This window comes from Pseudoalteromonas sp. G5_S1_14_S5, from assembly GCF_054968605.1.
Genome location: NZ_JBQKUM010000055.1, coordinates 1 through 19836 on the forward strand (window position 1 = coordinate 1; position 19836 = coordinate 19836).

Genomic DNA, 19836 nt, shown 5'->3' on the forward strand with positions numbered 1-19836 from the left:
CATTAAAAGGCTCTAGCAGAAATGCTAGAGCCTTTTTGCTTTTCACTGTCTCCAAATTCCAGTCAACAATTCCCTCGTTTCGCTAGTTCTGATGAAACAGTGTAAGTGCTTACTTATCTCAGCCTCATTTATTAATAGCCAAGCCACAAACTTCATTTCTTTATGAGAATTATTCTCAATATTTTGTTACATTTTGGTCGTTATTACTAAAAGGCTACAAATATGGACATCTCTCGTCGTAAATTTATTCAATCATCTCTCGCTATATCTGCACTTACAGTCCTTCCTGCTTGTTCTATGAAGAGATCGGTTGATGAGAAGGGAGGGTATGTTTACGACTTAACTGCTGAGCCTTCTACTGCTGAAATTGTACCTGGATTTACTACTAACGTTTTGGGGTTCAATGGTCAGATCCCTGCGCCAACAATTCGTTGTCGACAGGGCGACAAAGTTACGATTCGTTTCACTAATAAACTATCAGAACCAACCACAATTCACTGGCATGGTTTAAGAATCCCTATAGAAATGGACGGAGTGCCTTTCTTGAGTCAGCCACCAATCATGCCCGGTGAAACGTTCGTCTATGAATTTACGCCACCAGATGCAGGCACGTTCTGGTATCACCCACACATGAACAGTGTTAAACAACTTGGTATGGGCTTAGTCGGTCTAATTGTTGTTGAAGAGAGCACACCAGTTCAGTTCGATGAAGAGCATACTTTGATGCTTAAACACTGGCACCTTGATAAACAAGGACAGTGGAAGGACTTAATGATCCCACGTCTTAGCGCTCGTATGGGGACTCCTGGGGAGTGGAGCAGTGTTAATGGAGTACATGAGCCTACTTATCAACTAAAGCAACATGCAACGACTAGGCTTCGTATAGCAAATGTCGATAACACAATCACTTATCCTATCGCTGTTGAAGGTGTAGAAGCATGGGTTATTGCCATAGATGGTAACCCGATAAAAACACCTTATAGGTTGACTGAACATAAAATCGGCCCAGGTATGCGTGTCGACATCGGTCTGATTGCTCCAAAGGCTGGTAAGCGAGTGAATATACTGCAAATGAAGGGACGTTTTCCTTTTTCTTTATGTGAGTTTGAGGTTGTAGATTCCACGCTCATCGAAGGCCAAACACTTCCGCTATTACCTCTTAATCCTGTGCCTAAGTTAGATCTCGCTAACGCAGAAGAGATCGATTTTGTGTTTGAGTGGGAAGGGGCGGTGTCGCCGGTTTCCAAAGGTGGGAAAGCCATGCCTAAGTTTTGGCTGACCAATAAAAGAGCCTGGGAGGGGATGAGTAAAAACAATATCCCAGAACCACTCGCTACATTAGAGCTCGGTAAAACTTATATATTCGATCTTAAGAATGTTACCCAATACCATCACCCGATCCATATACATGGTCACACGTTCACGGTACTTGATTTAGATGGCAAAAAAATTGAGGAGCCTTTTCACACGGATACCGTATTACTTGGAAAGAACGGTCGAGCGAAAGCGGCATTTGTAGCGGACAACCCCGGACGTTGGATGTATCACTGTCATGTGATTGAACATATGAAAACAGGGCTAATGGGCTATATCGAAGTTAAGTGACACCTGTAACGTTTAATATTTGCGCATACGTTCTTAGTTTCCATCCTCGCTTTTATCGGCGGTAAAGCTAGAATATAGGAACTGTTATTTGGGAGGATTCATGGGTCAGTTATCTATTTTAGGCTTTATTGCCATTGGTGGTGCATTTGGTGCTTGTTCACGTTATCTGATTTCAGAACTGTGTGTACTACTGCTTGGGCGTGGTTTTCCTTATGGTACGCTAACTGTTAACGTGATTGGTTCTTTCATTATGGGTCTACTGATCGCTGCATTTGAAAATGAGATGGTTGCAACTGAGCCATGGAGACAGATCATTGGCTTGGGCTTTCTTGGTGCTTTAACTACATTCTCAACTTTTTCGATGGATAACGTTCTTTTAATGCAGCAAGGCGCATTTTTCAAAATGGGACTAAACGTACTACTCAATGTGGTGTTAAGTATCTCTGCGGCATGGATCGGCTTCCAACTTTTGATAAAGTCATAAAATCTTCTTACGATTTGTTAACAACTCGGCTTGGTTTATCCAAGCCGTTTTTATATACTCGATAGTACTTGTCGGAGTGCCATATGGCTGAGACCGTTAACTCGGGATCCGTTGAACCTGATCAGGCTAATACCTGCGAAGGGAACAAGAGTAGATATCTAACTAGAATCCCTCTAGAGATCTATCACCAGATCACAACTGTATTTCTTACCGTGATCCCTCTTGTAGCATCAATCCGTCAAGCATTTTTATCCCAATAAATAATGGCTAAAAGCCAAGGAAAAATGCTATGTCGAGTCGTAAACAAGCAAGACTGGAAGCGAAGAATTTCATCGATTCTTTATCAGTACAACCTTATCCAAATTCAAAGAAAGCTTACATCCAAGGCTCTCGAGAGGACATTCAAGCCCCAGTTCGAGAGATATCACTCGCTGATAGCCTTGTTGGCGGTACCCAAAAAGAGCCTGTATTTGAACGTAATGCACCTATTCACGTCTATGACACCTCCGGTGTTTATACTGACCCAACGCACGAGGTAGACCTTTATAACGGCCTTCCAAAGCTAAGAGAGCGGTGGATCGAAGAGCGTGGTGATACTGAGATATTAGATGATGTTAGCTCTGTTTATACCAAAGAGCGTCTAGAGGACGAAACCTTAGACGAGCTTCGTTACGGAAACCTACCTAGAATTCGTCGTGCGACTGGCGAGCAATGCGTGACTCAGTTGCACTATGCTCGTAAGGGTATTATTACCCCTGAGATGGAATACATTGCGATTCGCGAGAATATGGGACGTCAGAAGTTCGCAGATGAGCAACTGAACCACCAACACCCTGGCCATAACTTTGGCGCAAACCTACCAAAAGAAATTACCCCTGAGTTCGTGCGGAAAGAGGTTGCTGAAGGTCGAGCTATTATCCCTTCAAACATCAACCACCCAGAATCAGAGCCGATGATTATTGGCCGTAATTTCCTCGTGAAAGTAAACGCTAATATCGGTAACTCTTCGGTAAGCTCTTCGATTGAAGAGGAAGTTGAGAAGCTAGTTTGGTCAACTCGCTGGGGCGGCGATACGGTGATGGACTTGTCGACTGGTCGAAATATTCATGAAACACGAGAGTGGATTCTACGTAATAGTCCAGTGCCAATTGGTACGGTTCCTATGTATCAGGCACTTGAGAAAGTGAATGGCGTAGCCGAAGACCTTAACTGGGAAGTGATGCGTGATACCTTAATTGAGCAAGCAGAGCAGGGCGTTGACTACTTTACGATTCATGCTGGCTTGCTTCTTCGCTATGTCCCTATGACGGCTAAGCGTGTTACCGGCATTGTCTCTCGTGGTGGCTCTATCATTGCGAAATGGTGTCTTGCTCATCACCAAGAAAGCTTTCTATATACCCATTTCCGTGAGATTTGTGAGATCTGTGCGAAGTACGATGTAGCACTTTCATTAGGTGATGGCCTGCGCCCGGGATCTATTGCAGATGCCAATGACGAGGCTCAGTTTGCTGAACTTCGTACCTTAGGTGAATTGACGAAAGTGGCGTGGGAATATGACGTACAGGTGATAATCGAAGGCCCTGGACACGTTCCGATGCACATGATTAAAGAGAACATGGATGAGCAATTAGAACATTGTCACGAAGCGCCTTTCTATACATTAGGCCCGCTGACTACAGACATTGCCCCTGGTTACGACCATATCACCTCTGGTATTGGTGCAGCGATGATCGGTTGGTACGGCTGTGCGATGCTTTGTTACGTGACTCCTAAAGAGCATTTAGGTTTGCCAAACAAAGAGGACGTGAAGACTGGTTTGATTACTTACAAGCTGGCGGCACACGCTGCTGACTTGGCAAAAGGGCATCCAGGCGCACAAATCCGTGACAATGCGCTTTCTAAAGCGCGCTTTGAATTCCGCTGGGAAGACCAATTTAACCTAGCATTAGATCCAGATACAGCCCGCTCTTTCCATGATGAAACCTTGCCACAAGAATCAGGTAAGGTTGCGCATTTCTGTTCTATGTGTGGACCTAAATTCTGTTCGATGAAGATTTCTCAGGAAGTGAGAGAGTACGCGAATGACACAGAACAAGTAGCAGCGGATCAGGCTATCGAGATTAAGATGCTAGATAACCCGTTGGAGGGGATGCGCCAAAAATCACAAGAGTTCCGTGATACTGGATCTGAACTTTACCATCCTGCCGTTGGTGTAAAAGAAGCGCAATTAGAGGAGTAATGACAGTGAAAATTCTGATCCCACCTCAATATATTGAGTTAACGGGAGAGGTTCAACACTGTCTATTGGTTGCTAAGCGACAAGGTTTAGCAACCGATGCAGTTGAGTTGGGTGTCAGCCCAACTCAATGCTTCTCAATCGTTGATTCTCAGCATTCACTTGCTATGGGCTTTGCTTCCGATGTCGTTTCAACTGAAGCGGGTCAGCTAAGCTCGCTTGATCACATCGTAAGTTATGACGAGTCGTTATCGCTGACAGATGTTCGAGATGCTTTAGCGCAATACCCTAATACGATATATGTCGGTGTAGCCGATAAGGCTACGGTATTAGATATTTGGTCACACTTAAACGCCAATCGAGCTATCAAAAGTATTACCACTGACCAAGAAGCTATAGATAGCCGCCATCACTTTGCGTGGTTACTAACATTATTGGCTCTAGATTTCCCATTAGAGGATACATTGGTTCTAGCACGCGCTGCGTCTAATGTTTCACGTGGAACATGGCCAAGCCATTATCAAGAGTTCCCAACTCCGGTGTTAGAAGACAAGCGTTTAGGAATTAGCGTTGGTTGGACTCATCAAGGAACGTCACTTTCATTCCCTGACTTGACTAAGAAAAGCCTAGGATTATACCCAGTTGTCGATGATGTCGAGTGGATCGAAAGGCTACTTAAGCTTGGAATCAATACTGTGCAACTGCGAATTAAGAATCCTCAGCAAGCGGATTTGGAACATCAAGTCGCACGTTCTGTCGCACTCGGCAGACAATACCAGGCTCAAGTTTTTATCAATGACTATTGGCAACTTGCACTCAAGCATGGCGCTTTTGGTGTGCACTTGGGACAAGAGGATATTGAAGAGTCGAACCTTTCACTATTGAGTAAAGCGGGCATCAAGATAGGTCTATCGACGCATGGCTACTATGAGTTGTTACGGATCGTGCAAATAAACCCAAGTTACATCGCGTTAGGACATATCTTCCCAACCACCACGAAACAGATGCCATCCAAGCCTCAAGGTTTGGTACGTTTATCTTTGTACCAACAGCTAATTGATACCATCCCATACTCAGAAAAGCTTGTTGGTTATCCGACCGTGGCTATTGGTGGGATTGATCAATCGACGGCAGAGCAGGTGTGGAATTGTGGCGTATCAAGCCTCGCGGTAGTGCGTGCAATTACGTTGGCGGCAGATCTCAAAGCGGTTATTGAGTTTTTCGAAGCTCTTATGAATGGCGACTCTTCAACCTTTACTGAAGAGGTTAGTCAGGAGTTGTGCCATGCTGACTGACTTTGAATTTGTACGCTATCAACGCCAAATCGCATTACCTGAAATCGGTGAACAAGGACAACGAAACCTACTAAACGGTCATGTGTTAATGATTGGTTGTGGTGGTTTGGGGAATGCTGCGGGTCTTTATCTAGCGGCGTCTGGCATCGGCAAAATCGTGCTGGTTGATGATGATTGTGTCGATTCGTCCAATCTACAACGACAGGTCGCCTTCAAAGAAAGCGATCTTGGTACTGCTAAAGTCGATGCGTTGAAACTTCAGTTGAGTGAGCTAAATGGTCGAAGCCAAGTTAGGACCATCAACAAGCGAATGGCAGAAGGCCAGTTAAAACTGGAAGTGATGCTAGCTGACGTTGTGTTGGACTGTACCGACAACTTTGCGACCCGCCAACAAGTTAACCAAGCGTGTTTCGAGGCTAACACACCATTGATATCAGGCTCCGCAATTGGTTGGAAAGGTCAGTTTGTTGTCTTCGATTATCAAAACCAGCAGGGGTGTTACCACTGCCTTTTCCCGTTTGACCACCATCCACAAACAACGCGTTGTGGTGACAGTGGCATCAGTGGGCCTGTGGTCGGGACTATTGGAAACCTCCAAGCTCTTGCTGCTATTCAGCTCATTAGCAGTGGCGAGTTTCAAGTGGCGACACATAACCTCAAGCTGTTCGACGGTAAGAGCATGAACTGGCAAAACCTAATAGTCACGCAAGATATCGAATGTCCGGTGTGCAATTCGTCAGTGACCAATAATTCAGAAGAAGCACTATGAGTAATATTATTATTTCAATTAACGAGCAACCAGAGCAGGTCGCGCAATCATCTTCTCTTGCAGATATTATTCATTCGCTTTCGCTACCTGATTTAGGGTATGTATTCGCTATCAATAACGCGGTTGTCCCACGCAGCCAGTGGCAACAAACCATCGTCAATGAAGGCGATTCTATCTCTCTTTTTCAAGCTATTGCAGGGGGCTAACTATGTTAACTATCGCAGATAAAACATTCCAATCAAGACTGTTCACTGGCACAGGCAAGTTCGCCAATAAGCATTTGATGGCGAGTGCTATCGAAGCTTCAGGTGCTCAACTGGCAACCATGGCACTGAAGAGAGTCGATATTCGTTCTGAGCAAGACGATATCTTACAGCCTATTATTGATGCTGGCGTAAACCTACTTCCGAATACCTCTGGCGCGAAGAACGCGAAGGACGCCATCTTTGCTGCTCATTTAGCTCGTGAAGCGCTTGGCACCAATTGGCTCAAACTTGAGATTCACCCAGATCCAAAATACTTAATGCCAGACCCAATCGAGACACTTAACGCGGCTGAGCAACTGGTAAAAGATGGCTTTGTTGTTTTGCCTTATTGCCATGCTGACCCCGTATTGTGTAAGCGCCTAGAAGAAGTTGGTTGTGCTGCTGTAATGCCGCTTGGTGCACCTATTGGTTCTAATAAGGGAGTCGCTTCAGCTGACTTCTTAGAGATCATTATCGACCAAGCGAATGTCCCTGTGATTGTGGATGCTGGCATTGGTGCTCCGTCGCATGCGGCGCGTGCAATGGAAATGGGTGCTGATGCTGTGTTAGTGAATACCGCGATTGCTGCTTCTCAACAACCGGTTGAAATGGCGATTGCTTTTAAGTTGGCAGTTGAAGCGGGGCGTATGGCTTATCGTGCTGGTCTTGCAGGTCAGGTGTCTCATGCGGTTGCTTCCAGTCCGTTAACTTCATTCCTAGACGAGTAGCATTACTATGACGTTTGTTGATCGATTTAAACAGCTCAACTGGGATGACATTGGTATGTCGATCTTCAGTAAAACGGCAGCGGATGTTGAACGAGCGCTGAGTAAACCCAAACGAGACTTAGAAGATTTTAAGGCTTTGATCTCTCCGGCCGCAGAACCTTACTTAGAGCAGATTGCACAACAATCGTTGGCGCTAACACGTAAGCGATTTGGCAACACGATGTCGTTGTATATTCCCTTGTATCTATCCAACTTGTGCGCGAATGCGTGTACGTATTGTGGTTTTTCGATGGAGAACCGCATCAAGCGTCGCACATTAACTTTAGCTGAAATTGATGCTGAGAGCGCAGCCATCAAAAAGATGAAGTTCGATAGTGTGTTGTTGGTTACCGGCGAACATGAAACGAAAGTTGGTATGAAATACTTTCGTGAGGTGTTGCCGAATATCAAAGCGCAATTTAATTACATTGCGATGGAAGTGCAGCCGCTTGATCAAGACGACTACGCGGAGCTTAAAACACTAGGCTTAGACGCCGTGATGGTCTACCAAGAAACGTATAGTCCAAGTACCTACGCTGAACACCACTTGCGTGGTAACAAAATGGATTTTGAATACCGGCTTGAAACGCCCGATCGTTTGGCAAAAGCGGGCATTGATAAGATAGGTATCGGTGCTTTGATTGGCCTGGAAGATTGGCGAACGGACAGCTTCTTCGTGGCTGCTCATTTAGACTATCTTGAACGTACTTACTGGCAAACGCGTTACTCGATTTCTTTCCCACGTCTTCGTCCTTGTGAGGGTGGTTTGCAACCTAAGTCGATCATGAGCGACAAACAGCTAGTTCAACTTATCTGTGCTTATCGACTATTAAACCCTGAGGTTGAGTTGTCTCTTTCGACTCGTGAGTCAGCAACGTTCCGCGACAATGTGCTTCCGTTAGGTATCACTAGCATGTCTGCGGCATCAAAAACGCAACCTGGTGGCTATGCTTCTGGTGAGGAAGAGCTTGAACAATTTGAGATAAGTGATGAGAGAGGTGCTGCTGATGTTGAAGCTATGATTCGTCAACGTGGCTTCGATCCGGTGTGGCGAGATTGGCACAGCGCTTACTCTGGCTAACTTGCTGCTTGATTGATGTTCCACGTGAAACATCAGTGATGTGATATCGACAAATAAAGACGGCTACCCTTAGGTAGCCGTTTTCGTATCTAACTTAGCTAAAATGATGTGGCTAAGTTACCTATCTAGTTAGGTGTTAAGGGTGAGCTAGTGGCGTTGTTGCTTGGCGTAGCCACTCTAACGTAACCCCGTCAACTAATGGGCTAACATCGTTCCACACTTTTTGGTGGTAATCGTTAAGCCATGCAAGCTCCTGACGTGTCAGTAGGTCTACGTTGATATTGCGCTTATCGATAGGGCAACGTGTTAGCGATTCAAACGTTAGCACTGAGAAGTCACCATGAGTTTGAAGCTCAATAACCAACTCTAAGTTTTCGATACGGATACCAAATTCATCGGCACGGTAGTAACCAGGCTCATTTGACAACACCATACCTTCAACAAGAGGAACGTCGATCAGCTTTTTAGAGATGCTTTGCGGACCTTCATGAACACTAAGGAAGTGGCCAACACCGTGACCAGTACCGTGGTCATAGTCGTAGCCTTCTGCCCATAAGTGCTGACGCGCTAGGATGTCCAATTGGAAGCCACGAGTACCTTGTGGGAAGCGAGCACGTGCAATACCGATGTGACCCTTAAGTGCAAGGGTGAATTGTTGAATCATTTCTTCGCTTGGCTGGCCAATGGCGATAGTACGTGTGATGTCTGTTGTGCCATCTAGGTACTGACCGCCTGAATCGACTAGGTATAGCGTATTCATTTCTAGCTGACCCGGCTCAGGCTGGTTCTCATGGTTGTAGTGACACATGGCTGCGTTTCCGCCTGCCGCTGAAATTGTGTCGAAACTTAGGTCCATCAGGGTAGGATCTTGCTCACGGAATGATTGTACTTTGTCAGCTAATACCGCTTCGTTATGCAGGTTACCTTGCGCGACTTCTGCATCAATCCAAGAAAGGAATTTTGCCATCGCCACGCCATCGCGGATGTGACATGCTTTCATACCTGCAATTTCTGTTTCGTTCTTCGCAGCTTTTGGCATTAGGCATGGGTCGGCGGCTTCAATGATATGGGCACCAGAGTTTTGAAGAACAAGTGTATACCAAGCATTGCTTGTACCTGAATCAACAGACACATTCTTACCCTCTAAAGATTGAAGGCGAGCTTCCAGCTCTGATGGGTGAGAAACACGAATACCATTACCAACGTGTGCTTCAAAGCCTGCAGGAATACGCGCTGGTTCTAAGAAGAAATCGACACTTTCATCGGCGTGAATGATGGCATTAGATAATACAACCGGCAGACGGGATACGTCTAAACCACGAATGTTGAGTAACCAGCAGATTGAATCCAGTTCAGTAAGGATAGCGGCATCAGCACCCTTGGCTTTTAGTAGCCCTGCAATTTCTGCACGTTTGCTTTCACTTGATTGGCCAACGGCATCGGTAGCCATGAGGCGAACATCAGAGACAACAGGTGTAGGGCGATCAGACCAAAGCTCATCAATCGGGTTTGCTGTTAATGTTGTAAGTTCTACTTTATCAGCCAGTCTAGCTTGTGCGCCTTTCAACCAAGCGGCTGTGTGCATTCGTGGGTCAAACGCAACTTTACTGCCTTGTGCTAGTGAATTGATGATCCAATCTAAAGCTGGTTCTTCAATAAGGTGGCGATACTCAAATAGCTCACCGGGTACTTGCTTGCGAACCTGAACGGTATAGCGACCATCAACAAAAATAGCCGCGTTTTCACGTGTGATAACAGCCGCACCTGCAGAGCCAGTGAAACCGGTTAGCCAGTGAAGTCGCTCGTTATGAGCTGGAACGTATTCACCAAGGTACTCGTCTTCATGGGGAATGATAACAGCATCTAAGTGGTTTGCTTCAAGCCAAGCTCGAACCGCAGTAACGCGTTCCGCAGTGATATTGTGCATCTGTGTTTATCCTTATTGTTAGGGTCCTTGTTAATACTCACAGCCTATATACCTGTGAGGGGACTTATTAGGTCAATAAGCTAGCGCTTTTGTCCGTTTGCTGCAAACGCTGTACGCCATTTTTATCTAAGGTGCAGAGTTTTTTCTTTGATGATATCTCGCAACCAATTTAAGGCTGGGTCGTTTTCTCTATCACGGTGCCAAAACAGAGTGTATGCCATTGGTGGAAATTTCATTGGCAGAGGCACAACCACTAAGTCGAGCTGCTTCGCAATAAGATGGGTGAAGTGGCTTGGTGCAGTAAATACAAAGTCGGTGTAAGTACATAGGCTCGCCGCGCTGTTGAAGTCGGGCACGGAGATAGCGATATCGCGTTGATGGCCGAGGTCTGCCAATTTGTAATCGAGTAGCCAGCGAGCGTTACCGTCACACCTTACTTGAACATGGCGCTGTGCCAGATAGGTTTCTAAATCCCATTGACCACTCAAAGCGGGGTGGTTACGTCTCAATACACACATCTGTGCGTCACGATAGATCTCCTGTTCGCAAATATCATCTGGTGGCAGCATGGTCAGGCGCGCATCGTTGATGTCGATGTCTTTGCCTGTGAGGCCGATGTCTAACTCACCAAGTTGTAATTTCTTAAAGGTTTGCTCTGTCCAAGCGTGAGTGTTGATATTTACCTTCGGCGCTTGGCGAAAGATCGCGGGTAAGAAGTGAGGAAGAATCAACGGGTAGACACTTTCAACTGCTGCAATATGAAAACTGTGGTCACTGTTGTTGGGCATGAAAGTCTCGGGTTGGGTAAGTACATCAAGTTGATTGATCAGTGTTTCTAGCCGTGGCTTAAGGAACACCGCTTTGGGTGTCGGGCGCAGACCGTGTGCACTTCGCGTAAAAAGAGGATCATTAAATTGTTCGCGAAGTTTGGCCAATGATTTACTCACGGCTGACTGGCTCAGGCATAATCGATGTGCAGTGCGCGTAACACTCAGCTCTTCCATTAGCACCTGCAAGCAAACGAGCAGGTTGAGGTCGAGGCGTGATAGTTTCTCGATGTTCATGTGAATTTCCTTATTGGAATAATGCTAATGATTATATGCCATTTTTGTTCATATCTTTAGTTGGTTATTATGCACCTAAATTAACTCATCCGGAGAATCTTGTGCTTTCTAACGCGCTTCCAACCCCTAGTAAACTGCAGGTTGCTTTATTGGCGATGCTGGTCCTTTTTAGCCCTTTGGCTATTGATATCTATCTACCAGCTCTGCCACAGATTTCGACAGCGTTTCACGTGGAACATGCACTAGCACAAGATACGATTACTTGGTTTTTGTTTGCTATGGGTGTCGGCCAACTATTTGCTGGTCCTTTGGCGGATAAGCTAGGACGTCGAACCGTTGCACTGGGAGGTATTAGTATCTATGCATTGAGTGCTTGCTTGGCGTGGGCAGCTCAATCGATTGATATGATGCTAATAGCTCGGCTGCTACAAGGCTTAGGAGCTTGTGCGACTTCTGTGGCAGCCTTTGCAACGGTTCGCGATCTATTTGGTCCAGAGAAGAGCGGTCGAATGATTAGCTACTTGAATGGCGCTATTTGTTTTATTCCTGCCTTGGCTCCGATTCTTGGCGCTTGGCTAACTCATCAATTTGGTTGGCGTGCGAACTTCAGTTTTATGGCGGGTTTCGCGGTTGTCGTTGGCAGCATCTTATTCTTCCAAATGAAAGAGTCGAACCCGGCGACGGAAAAGGTAGCGGTGTTCAAACTAGAGCGCTACTGGTCTATATTGAAAACACCTTCATTCCTTTTTCACGCCACTTTGTGTTTGATGGCGATGGCTGTGATCCTCGCTTATGTAACCTCAGCACCGGTTGTATTGATGGAAAAGCTCGGTTTGACTATGAAGGAATTTACTTTTTGGTTCAGTTTTAACGCGGTATTCAATATTGCCGCTGCGTTTACCGCACCAAAGTTTATGGACCGTTTTGGGACTTATAAAACTCTTGTTATCGGTATTTTAATGCTCGGTCTAGCGGGTGTGATAATGTTGCTACTTGCTCGACAAAATAGCCCGATTGCTTTCATGTTCCCTATCTTCCTGTCATCTGTTGGCTTCGCTTGGGTTCTAGGTGCGGCTGCAGGTAAAGCGTTGGAACCATTTGGTGACCGTGCGGGTACTGCCGCAGCGCTATTAGGCTTATTTCAAATGAGTGGGTCGGGCTTACTTGTTGGTACCATGCAGCGTCTTGATGTAACGTCACAAGAGATGATTGCGCTACAAATGTTCCTGATTGTTCCTGCGCTATTCGTGTTGGCGAGCAAGTCTGGTAAGTCGTGGCATGCAACGTTTGCAAAAGCATAAGCAATAAGGGTGACAAAATATACAAATGGAGGTTTGCGAAACGTTAAAACATGGTATATTTGTCACTCATTGAAACGTAAGTCTCCAACGGAAAAATACTGTAATGTCATTAACAACCTACGAAATGGCGCGCGTCTTAGAACAAATGGAAGATGCACCTGAAAAGGTTATGTTTGGTAAATTGCTTAAAGAGCTAGGCAACCAAAGTGAAGAGCGTATTCGCAGTGCGGCAAAACAAGTTCCAATTGATACTTTGCGAGATATCATCTACCAATTTCAGCGTGTTGTAGAGTCTCGTAAAGGTGAACAAGTTAAGCTATTAGCAAAAGAGCTAGCCGAGCAAGGAATCTCGGCTGAAGAGCTTCAGGCTTTTCTAGAAAAGTAAGCTTACCCCAGTTAAAAAGAAACCACTCAATTGAGTGGTTTTTTGTGTTTGGGAGTATCGATGTTTTAGTTAGCCTTCAAAACTCTATCTAATGAAAACGGTCCAGCACATGAACGTGTTTTAATTGCACAGTCATTTTGGCCAGCTTTTGATACGCCATAGTATTTTCTTTCGCTGCTGCTTCCGCATATGTTGATGTAAGAACGTCACCGCCAAGCGCTAGTTCACTTGTGATTGCAGCTCTAACAGCAAGATTAGAATTTTTCATAGTATTCCCTCTAGACTTAATAGTATTTACACATCGCAGGTTAATGAGTTGTAAACTTGCTTGCTTAAAAAGGATAGGAATCACCCGAAAATAATTTAACAGCTAAAACATCAAAGTTAGTGATGTTTTAGCTGTTAAGTGTTTGATTGAGTGATGTCATTTTTTGATTGTTTTTTCTTCTTAATATCCTAAACGCAGCCTAGTGTTTAGGTTATAATCAACTTTTATGTATAAATACCCAGTAGTGAGCATATCCAATGATAGATCCTTCGCTTTTACTCGATGGCCTAAACGACAAACAACGTGAGGCGGTCGCAGCACCTTTAGAAAACCTACTTATTCTGGCTGGTGCTGGTAGTGGTAAAACGCGAGTTTTGGTGCATCGTATCGCTTGGCTGCAGAGTGTCGAGCAAGCATCGCCGTTCTCTATCATGTCAGTAACCTTCACCAATAAAGCGGCGGCAGAGATGCGTGGTCGTATTGAAGAGTTGATGATGGGCAGCTCGTCAGGCATGTGGAACGGTACCTTCCATGGTATTTGTCACCGTATTCTGCGTGCTCACTACCTAGATGCAAAATTGCCAGAAGATTTCCAGATCATTGATTCCGATGATCAGATTCGTCTATTACGCCGCTTAATCAAAGCACAAAACCTCGATGAAAAGCAGTGGCCTGCTAAGCAAGCTTCGTGGTGGATCAACGGCAAAAAAGATGAAGGCCTGCGCCCGAGCCACATTGATGCCTACCATGATCCAGTAACTCAAACATGGTTAAAGATTTACTCGGCTTATCAAGAAGCGTGTGACCGTGCTGGATTGGTGGACTTCGCGGAGATTTTGCTGAGATCACACGAGTTACTTCGCGACAAGAAACACATTCGTGAGCACTACCAAGCTCGCTTTAAGCATATTTTGGTCGACGAATTCCAAGATACCAACAACATCCAATATGCTTGGCTGCGTATGATGGCGGGCCCTGATTGTCGAGTGATGATCGTAGGTGATGATGACCAATCTATCTATGGCTGGCGTGGTGCAAAAATCGAGAATATTCAGAAGTTCTTGGACGAGTTCCCGGGCGCTTCAACGATTCGATTAGAGCAAAACTACCGTTCAACCAAAACCATCTTGCAAGCATCGAACGAGCTTATCTCAAACAACACTGAGCGAATGGGTAAAGAGTTGTGGACCGATGGTAACGATGGTGAGCCAATCTCCGTCTACTCAGCTTACAACGAGCTTGATGAAGCTCGCTTCACGGTAAGTAAGATTAAAGAGTGGCAAGAGAAAGGTGGTGCACTCGAAGATACGGCGATGCTTTATCGTAATAACGCCCAATCTCGTGTTCTTGAAGAAGCGTTGATTCAAGCGGGCTTACCATACCGAATCTACGGTGGTATGCGATTCTTCGAACGTCAGGAGATCAAAGATGCATTGAGCTACCTGCGTTTAATGGGTAACCGTAACGATGATGCTGCTTTTGAACGTGTGGTTAATACGCCAACACGTGGCTTGGGTGACAAGACTCTAGAAACGATTCGATTTGCAGCGCGTGACCGTGGTGCGACGATGTGGCAAGCGAGTATCGCTTTGTTGGAAGAACAAGTACTGCCAGGTCGTGCAGCGGGTGCCTTAAGCCGCTTTATCGAGTTAATTAATGCGCTTGAAGACGACACGTTAGAGCTGAACTTACATGAGCAAACTGACCATGTGATTAAATCTTCAGGTCTGTTTGCTATGTACGAGCAAGAGAAAGGCGAGAAGTCTAAAGCGCGTATTGAGAACTTGGAAGAATTAGTAACAGCAACTCGTCAGTTTGAGAAGCCTGAAGAAGCTGATGAGATGAGCATGCTAACAGCATTCTTAACACATGCGGCTCTGGAAGCAGGTGAAGGTCAGGCTGATGAGTTTGATGATGCGGTTCAGCTTATGACTCTGCACAGTGCTAAAGGTCTAGAGTTTCCAATGGTATTCATGGTGGGGGTCGAAGAAGGCATGTTCCCAAGCCAGATGTCTGCTGAAGAAGCGGGGCGTTTGGAAGAAGAGCGTCGCCTATGTTACGTAGGCATGACCCGTGCGATGGAGAAACTGTACATCACTTACGCTGAGATGCGTCGCTTGTACGGACAAGACAAATACCACAAACCATCACGCTTTATTCGTGAGTTGCCAGAAACCTGCCTGGATGAAGTGCGTATGAAAGCACAGGTGACTCGTCCTGCGAGCAGTGGTCGCTTTAGCCAAACTGCAGTTAAAGAGAACTTTAATGAAACTGGCTTTAGCTTAGGTTCTCGTGTGAAGCACCCTAAGTTTGGTGAAGGTACGATTATCAACTTTGAAGGAAGTGGGCCACAGAGCCGTGTGCAAGTGGCGTTTAATGGTGAGGGGATTAAGTGGTTAGTGACAGCTTATGCTCGTTTGGAGCAACTCTAATCTTTTACTCCCGAATCTAACAGCCATTGACGGTTAAAAACATAAAGAGCAGCTATGAGCTGCTCTTTTTATTGCGTATCGCCTCGGCGGTCGCAATAGATTATTGGCTGGAAGGGAGCTTACAGCGCAGTCAGTGCCGCTTCGTAGTTTGGCTCTTCAGTGATCTCTGCAACCAACTCGCTGTGTGTTACCACACCTTTTTCATCAACAACAACAACCGCACGTGTAGTCAGGCCTGCTAGTGGGCCTTCAGCAATTGCTACGCCGTAGTCTGAAGCGAACTCAGGTGAACGGAAAGTCGAAGCGTGTTGAACGCCTTCAATGCCTTCAAGCTCGCAGAAGCGACCTGCAGCAAATGGGAGGTCAGCAGAAATACAAACAACAACTGTGTTCTCAAGTTCAGCCGCTTTTGCGTTGAACGTACGTACGCTCGTTGCACAAGTTGCTGTGTCGATGCTTGGGAAGATGTTTAGAACCACTTTCTTGCCTGCAAGAGAAGTAAGAGTCAGTTCAGAAAGATCGCCTGCAGTTAGTGTAAAGCTTGGTGCCTGCTCGCCAGTTTGTGGGAATATGCCAGATAGCGGTACAGCTGCGCCTTTGAAGGTAACGTGTGACATGAATTTGTCCTTAATTTAATTATGGTTATAAAACTAGTTGAGCCTAGTAAGGCTTACGTTACTCGGAAGCGGTTAAGAAGTTAATGATTTAAATGTCAGAATTGTAAGTATCTCTTAGATTCCAGGGGGATTGAAAACATCAATCGATAAGAGGCAGATAAAGAAAAACCCCGAGAGCTTGCGCTCATCGGGGTCTATAGTCTTACTCGCAGCAATCCGGCTACTAAGTGTGCTCCATGCATCAAATCCATGATAGTGTGCTGTTATCCTTCAGCGTATTCCTTTCGTCGCCTTCCTAGCGGTGTCCTTGATCTTATCCTGATCTGCCAACAATCCTCGTTAGCGCTCGTCACTTGTTCCTTGAGCGGTGTCCTTTACATCATCCTGATGTTAAGTCCATTCCTCGTCCAGAGGTGTCCATTGTCTTTCCATAGTAGCAACTATCCTAGTTACTATTGCGTCCATTCAATGTCCATTTCGCTATCCATGCCGATTATTCATCCTGAGTAATCGAATCTTCATCCTGAAGATAACCAAATCCTTGGCGTTTCCTGTTCCGTGTCAGCATCCTTCCGACACCATCCATACTACCGATTCCTTATTTATCAGCAATGGTGCATAAGCGAATTTCTATATAATTATTTGTACGATAAATATACGTTTTGTTTTATTTCAATTGGTTACTATATATTAGTACTTAAATTCGCAGTTAAATATCAATATTTACTCACTGCCTTGTGAGAGATCTCGCACAAGAAAGTGAGTAAAAAGGGAGTATTTACCCTTATTGGCCGATGGCAGCACCTTCACGACGAGGGTCTGCTGCACCTTCTAGACCATCTTTTGTGATGCGAATGGCGTGTAAACCGGAGTTAAGATCGCGAATGTTAACTTCAAATCCCATCTTTTCGAGCTCAGGTTTAAAGTTTTCCGCCGATGTTCCGTTTTCCAGATCTAGCGTGCCGAAGCGGTTTAGGAAGTGCGGTTGGTTGATCGCTTGCTGGATATCCATGTCCCATTGGGTATGAGCAATGATCGCTTGTGCTACATAACCTATGATGCGGCTACCACCCGGAGAACCAATCGCCATGTAAGGTTTATCGTCTTGCATGATGATAGTCGGTGCCATTGAAGAACGTGGACGCTTACCTGGTTCAAGTCGGTTTGCGATAGGTTTACCATCGTTGTGGGTCTTGAACGAGAAGTCGGTTAGTTCGTTGTTCAGTAGGAAGCCTCTTACCATCAGGCGTGAGCCAAATGCATTCTCAATGGTGGTGGTCATCGACACGACATTGCCTTCGCTATCGACAATATTGAAGTGGCTGGTGGACGGTAGTTCAATAGATACATCTTGGCTGCGCAGCATTGCGTGATCCCACGGCGGAGTGCCTGAAGGCGCACTCTCTAGTGCCTTACCTGCGGTAATTAATTGGGCTCGCTCCTGCAAATAGTCAGTATTCACTAACCCTTGAGTTGGCATTGGTACGTAATCTTGGTCTGCCATGTACATGCCACGGTCTGCAAAGGCTAGGCGAGATGCGTCCGCTAACACTTGCCAAGATCTCGCATCGTTTGGTCCCCATGATTTGAGGTCAAATTGCTCGGTCATAGCTAAAATTTGTCCAACCGTTAATGCGCCGGAACTTGGGGGGCCCATGCCACAGATATCGTAGCTTTCATAAGCTGAACAAACTGGCTCACGTTGTTTGATTGAGTAGGTGTCGAAGTCTTTTTGTGCCAATACACCCGGATTGCCTTTGGCTGTTTGTACCGTGTTAATGATGTCGGCAGAAATCTCACCTTGGTAAAATGCCTTAGCACCATCTTTTGAAATTGCATTTAATGTTGCGGCGTATTCTGGGTTCTTAAGTAGTGTGCCTGCGGCTTTTGGGCTGCCATCGGCATTAAAGAAGTAAGCTTTGGTTGTGGCAAAACGGCTCAGTCGTTCTTGGTCGTTTTCAATCAAGGTGGCCAAACGTGGGCTGATGGTAAAGCCTTTTTCAGCCAGTTGGGCAATAGGTTTGATCAGCGATGCCCATTCTAACTTGCCGTATTTCTGGTGAGTGTCCCACAACAATTGCACCGTGCCTGGTGTAGCAACAGAGCGACCACCTACCACGGCATCATAAAACTTGAGCGGTTGACCGTTCTCGTCTTGGAATAGACGTGGTGTCGCATCAAGTGGAGCGGTTTCACGGCCGTCGTAGGTTTTAAGCTGTTTATCTTTTCCATCAAAATAAACAAGGAAGGCGCCACCGCCAATACCGGATGACTGTGGCTCAACTAAGCCAAGCATCAGCTGCACAGCAACCATGGCATCAATTGCATTACCACCACGAGCAAGTGCATCGGCGCCAGCTTGGGTTGCCAGAGGGTTGGCCGCGGTAACCATCCAATCGTTAGCTTTTACGAGTTGCTTGGTTTCTAAACCACTACTTTGTTCGGGAGCGACGGAATCGGCAGCTTGATTTGCCCAACTGACATGAGAGGTAAAAAGTAGGGTAGAAGTGGCGAGGGTTGTTAGTTTTGTTTTCCACTGCATGATCTTCTCCTTTTAATATGCAGAGCTAGATTGGCAGTGGAAAGATAAGATTGCCAGTACGTTGTTAACGAATTGTAATCTTGATTCGAATTTAAGCGATTAAACCAGACAGCGACTGCCAAAGAATACTGACGCCAATTAGGCTGAATACAACACCACATAAGCCATCAATGTAGACTGTCGCTTCACTCAGTTTCTTTTGTAGTGCTTTCGTAGAAAGCATCCACGCTAACAGAGAGAACCAGAACAGTGATAGGCCGAATAGGATCAGCAGTGCAAAACCTTTACCTGAAAGTGACATGTCAGCCGGTACCAAGCTCGACATCAAACTGATGAAGAACACTAATGCCTTTGGATTAAGAATATTGGTCGCAAAGCCTTTAGAAAATGCCTGACGCTTATTCGTCAGAATCAGATCTTTCGAATTGACCGTGTCTGTCTCTTCTTCATGGTGGCTAATGAGTTGCCATGTTGTTTTTAACGCACCAAAGCCTAGATATAGTAAGTAGCTGCCGCCAGCCAATTGCATAAGCGCAAAAAGAGTTGGGTGTTGGTGGACTAGGTAACTGATGCCTGTCAGGCTTAACAATGAATGCAGCAAGATCCCGCAAGACAGTCCGAGAGCAATGTATAAGCCGGTTTGTCGCCCGTGGCGTGTTGCGTTTTGTACCACAAGTGCAAAGTCAGGGCCTGGGCTCATCAAAGCGATAAAGTGGATAGAGGCAAGGGTGACTAATATGGTGACTTCATTCATATCTGTTCCAATAACTGGGTTGTTCCGTTGAGAGTTGTTGAGCGAAGCTTACCGTGATTTCGAT

At 45.7% G+C, this 19836-nt stretch carries 17 protein-coding genes and 1 riboswitch; of the genes, 11 read left to right on the forward strand and 6 right to left on the reverse strand.

Annotated features, from left to right (window positions below):
* The first annotated feature begins 222 nt into the window (after positions 1-222).
* The 8 genes from ACTRWI_RS15905 to thiH all read left to right on the forward strand — a co-directional run bounded on the left by ACTRWI_RS15905 (position 223) and on the right by thiH (position 8482).
* Positions 223-1605 (forward strand): multicopper oxidase family protein, encoded by a 1383-nt coding sequence (locus ACTRWI_RS15905; protein ID WP_499132723.1) that lies wholly within the window; start codon positions 223-225, stop codon positions 1603-1605.
* Between the two features lie 100 nt (positions 1606-1705).
* Positions 1706-2089 (forward strand): fluoride efflux transporter CrcB, encoded by a 384-nt coding sequence (gene crcB, locus ACTRWI_RS15910; RefSeq protein WP_063522922.1) that lies wholly within the window; start codon positions 1706-1708, stop codon positions 2087-2089.
* Positions 2090-2151: 62 nt separating this feature from the next.
* A riboswitch (TPP riboswitch) is annotated at positions 2152-2250 on the forward strand.
* Positions 2251-2378: 128 nt separating this feature from the next.
* A complete protein-coding gene (gene thiC, locus ACTRWI_RS15915) occupies positions 2379-4328 on the forward strand; it encodes a phosphomethylpyrimidine synthase ThiC (RefSeq protein ID WP_499132725.1) in 1950 nt (649 codons plus the stop codon).
* Positions 4328-5620, forward strand: a complete 1293-nt coding sequence (locus tag ACTRWI_RS15920; RefSeq protein WP_499132726.1) for a thiamine phosphate synthase — start codon at positions 4328-4330, stop codon at positions 5618-5620. Before thiC ends, ACTRWI_RS15920 begins: the two co-directional genes overlap by 1 nt.
* Entirely contained in the window at positions 5610-6389 is a 780-nt protein-coding gene (locus ACTRWI_RS15925; RefSeq protein WP_499132727.1) for a HesA/MoeB/ThiF family protein, read from the forward strand. The genes ACTRWI_RS15920 and ACTRWI_RS15925 overlap by 11 nt, the downstream gene beginning before the upstream one ends.
* A complete protein-coding gene (gene thiS / locus ACTRWI_RS15930; protein WP_499132729.1) occupies positions 6386-6595 on the forward strand; it encodes a sulfur carrier protein ThiS in 210 nt (69 codons plus the stop codon). The genes ACTRWI_RS15925 and thiS overlap by 4 nt, the downstream gene beginning before the upstream one ends.
* 2 nt (positions 6596-6597) lie before the next feature.
* Positions 6598-7362: a thiazole synthase gene (locus ACTRWI_RS15935; RefSeq protein ID WP_499132730.1), complete on the forward strand. Its 765-nt coding sequence runs from the start codon at positions 6598-6600 to the stop codon at positions 7360-7362.
* A gap of 7 nt (positions 7363-7369) precedes the next feature.
* Positions 7370-8482, forward strand: coding sequence for a 2-iminoacetate synthase ThiH (gene thiH, locus ACTRWI_RS15940; protein WP_499132731.1), 1113 nt, complete (start codon positions 7370-7372; stop codon positions 8480-8482).
* A gap of 136 nt (positions 8483-8618) precedes the next feature.
* Here the strand turns inward: thiH and ACTRWI_RS15945 are convergent, their stop codons facing one another.
* Together ACTRWI_RS15945 and ACTRWI_RS15950 are read right to left on the reverse strand one after the other, a co-directional pair.
* Complete coding sequence (locus tag ACTRWI_RS15945; RefSeq protein ID WP_499132733.1) at positions 8619-10409, reverse strand: aminopeptidase P family protein; 1791 nt, start codon at positions 10407-10409, stop codon at positions 8619-8621.
* 122 nt (positions 10410-10531) lie between these two features.
* On the reverse strand, positions 10532-11473 hold the full coding sequence (locus ACTRWI_RS15950) for a LysR family transcriptional regulator (protein ID WP_499132735.1): 942 nt from the start codon (positions 11471-11473) through the stop codon (positions 10532-10534).
* 101 nt (positions 11474-11574) lie between these two features.
* Between ACTRWI_RS15950 and ACTRWI_RS15955 the strand changes: the two genes are divergently transcribed.
* Positions 11575-12774: a multidrug effflux MFS transporter gene (locus ACTRWI_RS15955; RefSeq protein WP_499132737.1), complete on the forward strand. Its 1200-nt coding sequence runs from the start codon at positions 11575-11577 to the stop codon at positions 12772-12774.
* 103 nt (positions 12775-12877) lie between these two features.
* On the forward strand, positions 12878-13159 hold the full coding sequence (tsrA, locus tag ACTRWI_RS15960) for an H-NS-like global regulator TsrA (RefSeq protein ID WP_499132738.1): 282 nt from the start codon (positions 12878-12880) through the stop codon (positions 13157-13159).
* 65 nt (positions 13160-13224) lie between these two features.
* Here the strand turns inward: tsrA and bufA1 are convergent, their stop codons facing one another.
* Positions 13225-13356: a BufA1 family periplasmic bufferin-type metallophore gene (gene bufA1 / locus ACTRWI_RS15965; protein ID WP_499132763.1), complete on the reverse strand. Its 132-nt coding sequence runs from the start codon at positions 13354-13356 to the stop codon at positions 13225-13227.
* 331 nt (positions 13357-13687) lie between these two features.
* Here bufA1 and uvrD point away from each other — a divergent pair, with 331 nt between their 5' ends.
* Positions 13688-15859 carry a DNA helicase II gene (gene uvrD, locus ACTRWI_RS15970; RefSeq protein WP_499132764.1) on the forward strand — a complete coding sequence of 724 codons (2172 nt, stop codon included), beginning with the start codon at positions 13688-13690 and terminating at the stop codon, positions 15857-15859.
* A 119-nt stretch (positions 15860-15978) separates the two neighbouring features.
* Here the strand turns inward: uvrD and tpx are convergent, their stop codons facing one another.
* The 3 genes from tpx to ACTRWI_RS15985 all read right to left on the reverse strand — a co-directional run bounded on the left by tpx (position 15979) and on the right by ACTRWI_RS15985 (position 19772).
* Positions 15979-16476 carry a thiol peroxidase gene (tpx, locus tag ACTRWI_RS15975; RefSeq protein ID WP_499132740.1) on the reverse strand — a complete coding sequence of 166 codons (498 nt, stop codon included), beginning with the start codon at positions 16474-16476 and terminating at the stop codon, positions 15979-15981.
* Between the two features lie 784 nt (positions 16477-17260).
* A complete protein-coding gene (gene ggt, locus ACTRWI_RS15980; RefSeq protein ID WP_499132742.1) occupies positions 17261-19018 on the reverse strand; it encodes a gamma-glutamyltransferase in 1758 nt (585 codons plus the stop codon).
* Positions 19019-19109: 91 nt separating this feature from the next.
* A complete protein-coding gene (locus ACTRWI_RS15985; RefSeq protein WP_499132743.1) occupies positions 19110-19772 on the reverse strand; it encodes a LysE family translocator in 663 nt (220 codons plus the stop codon).
* Between the last annotated feature and the right edge of the window lie 64 nt (positions 19773-19836).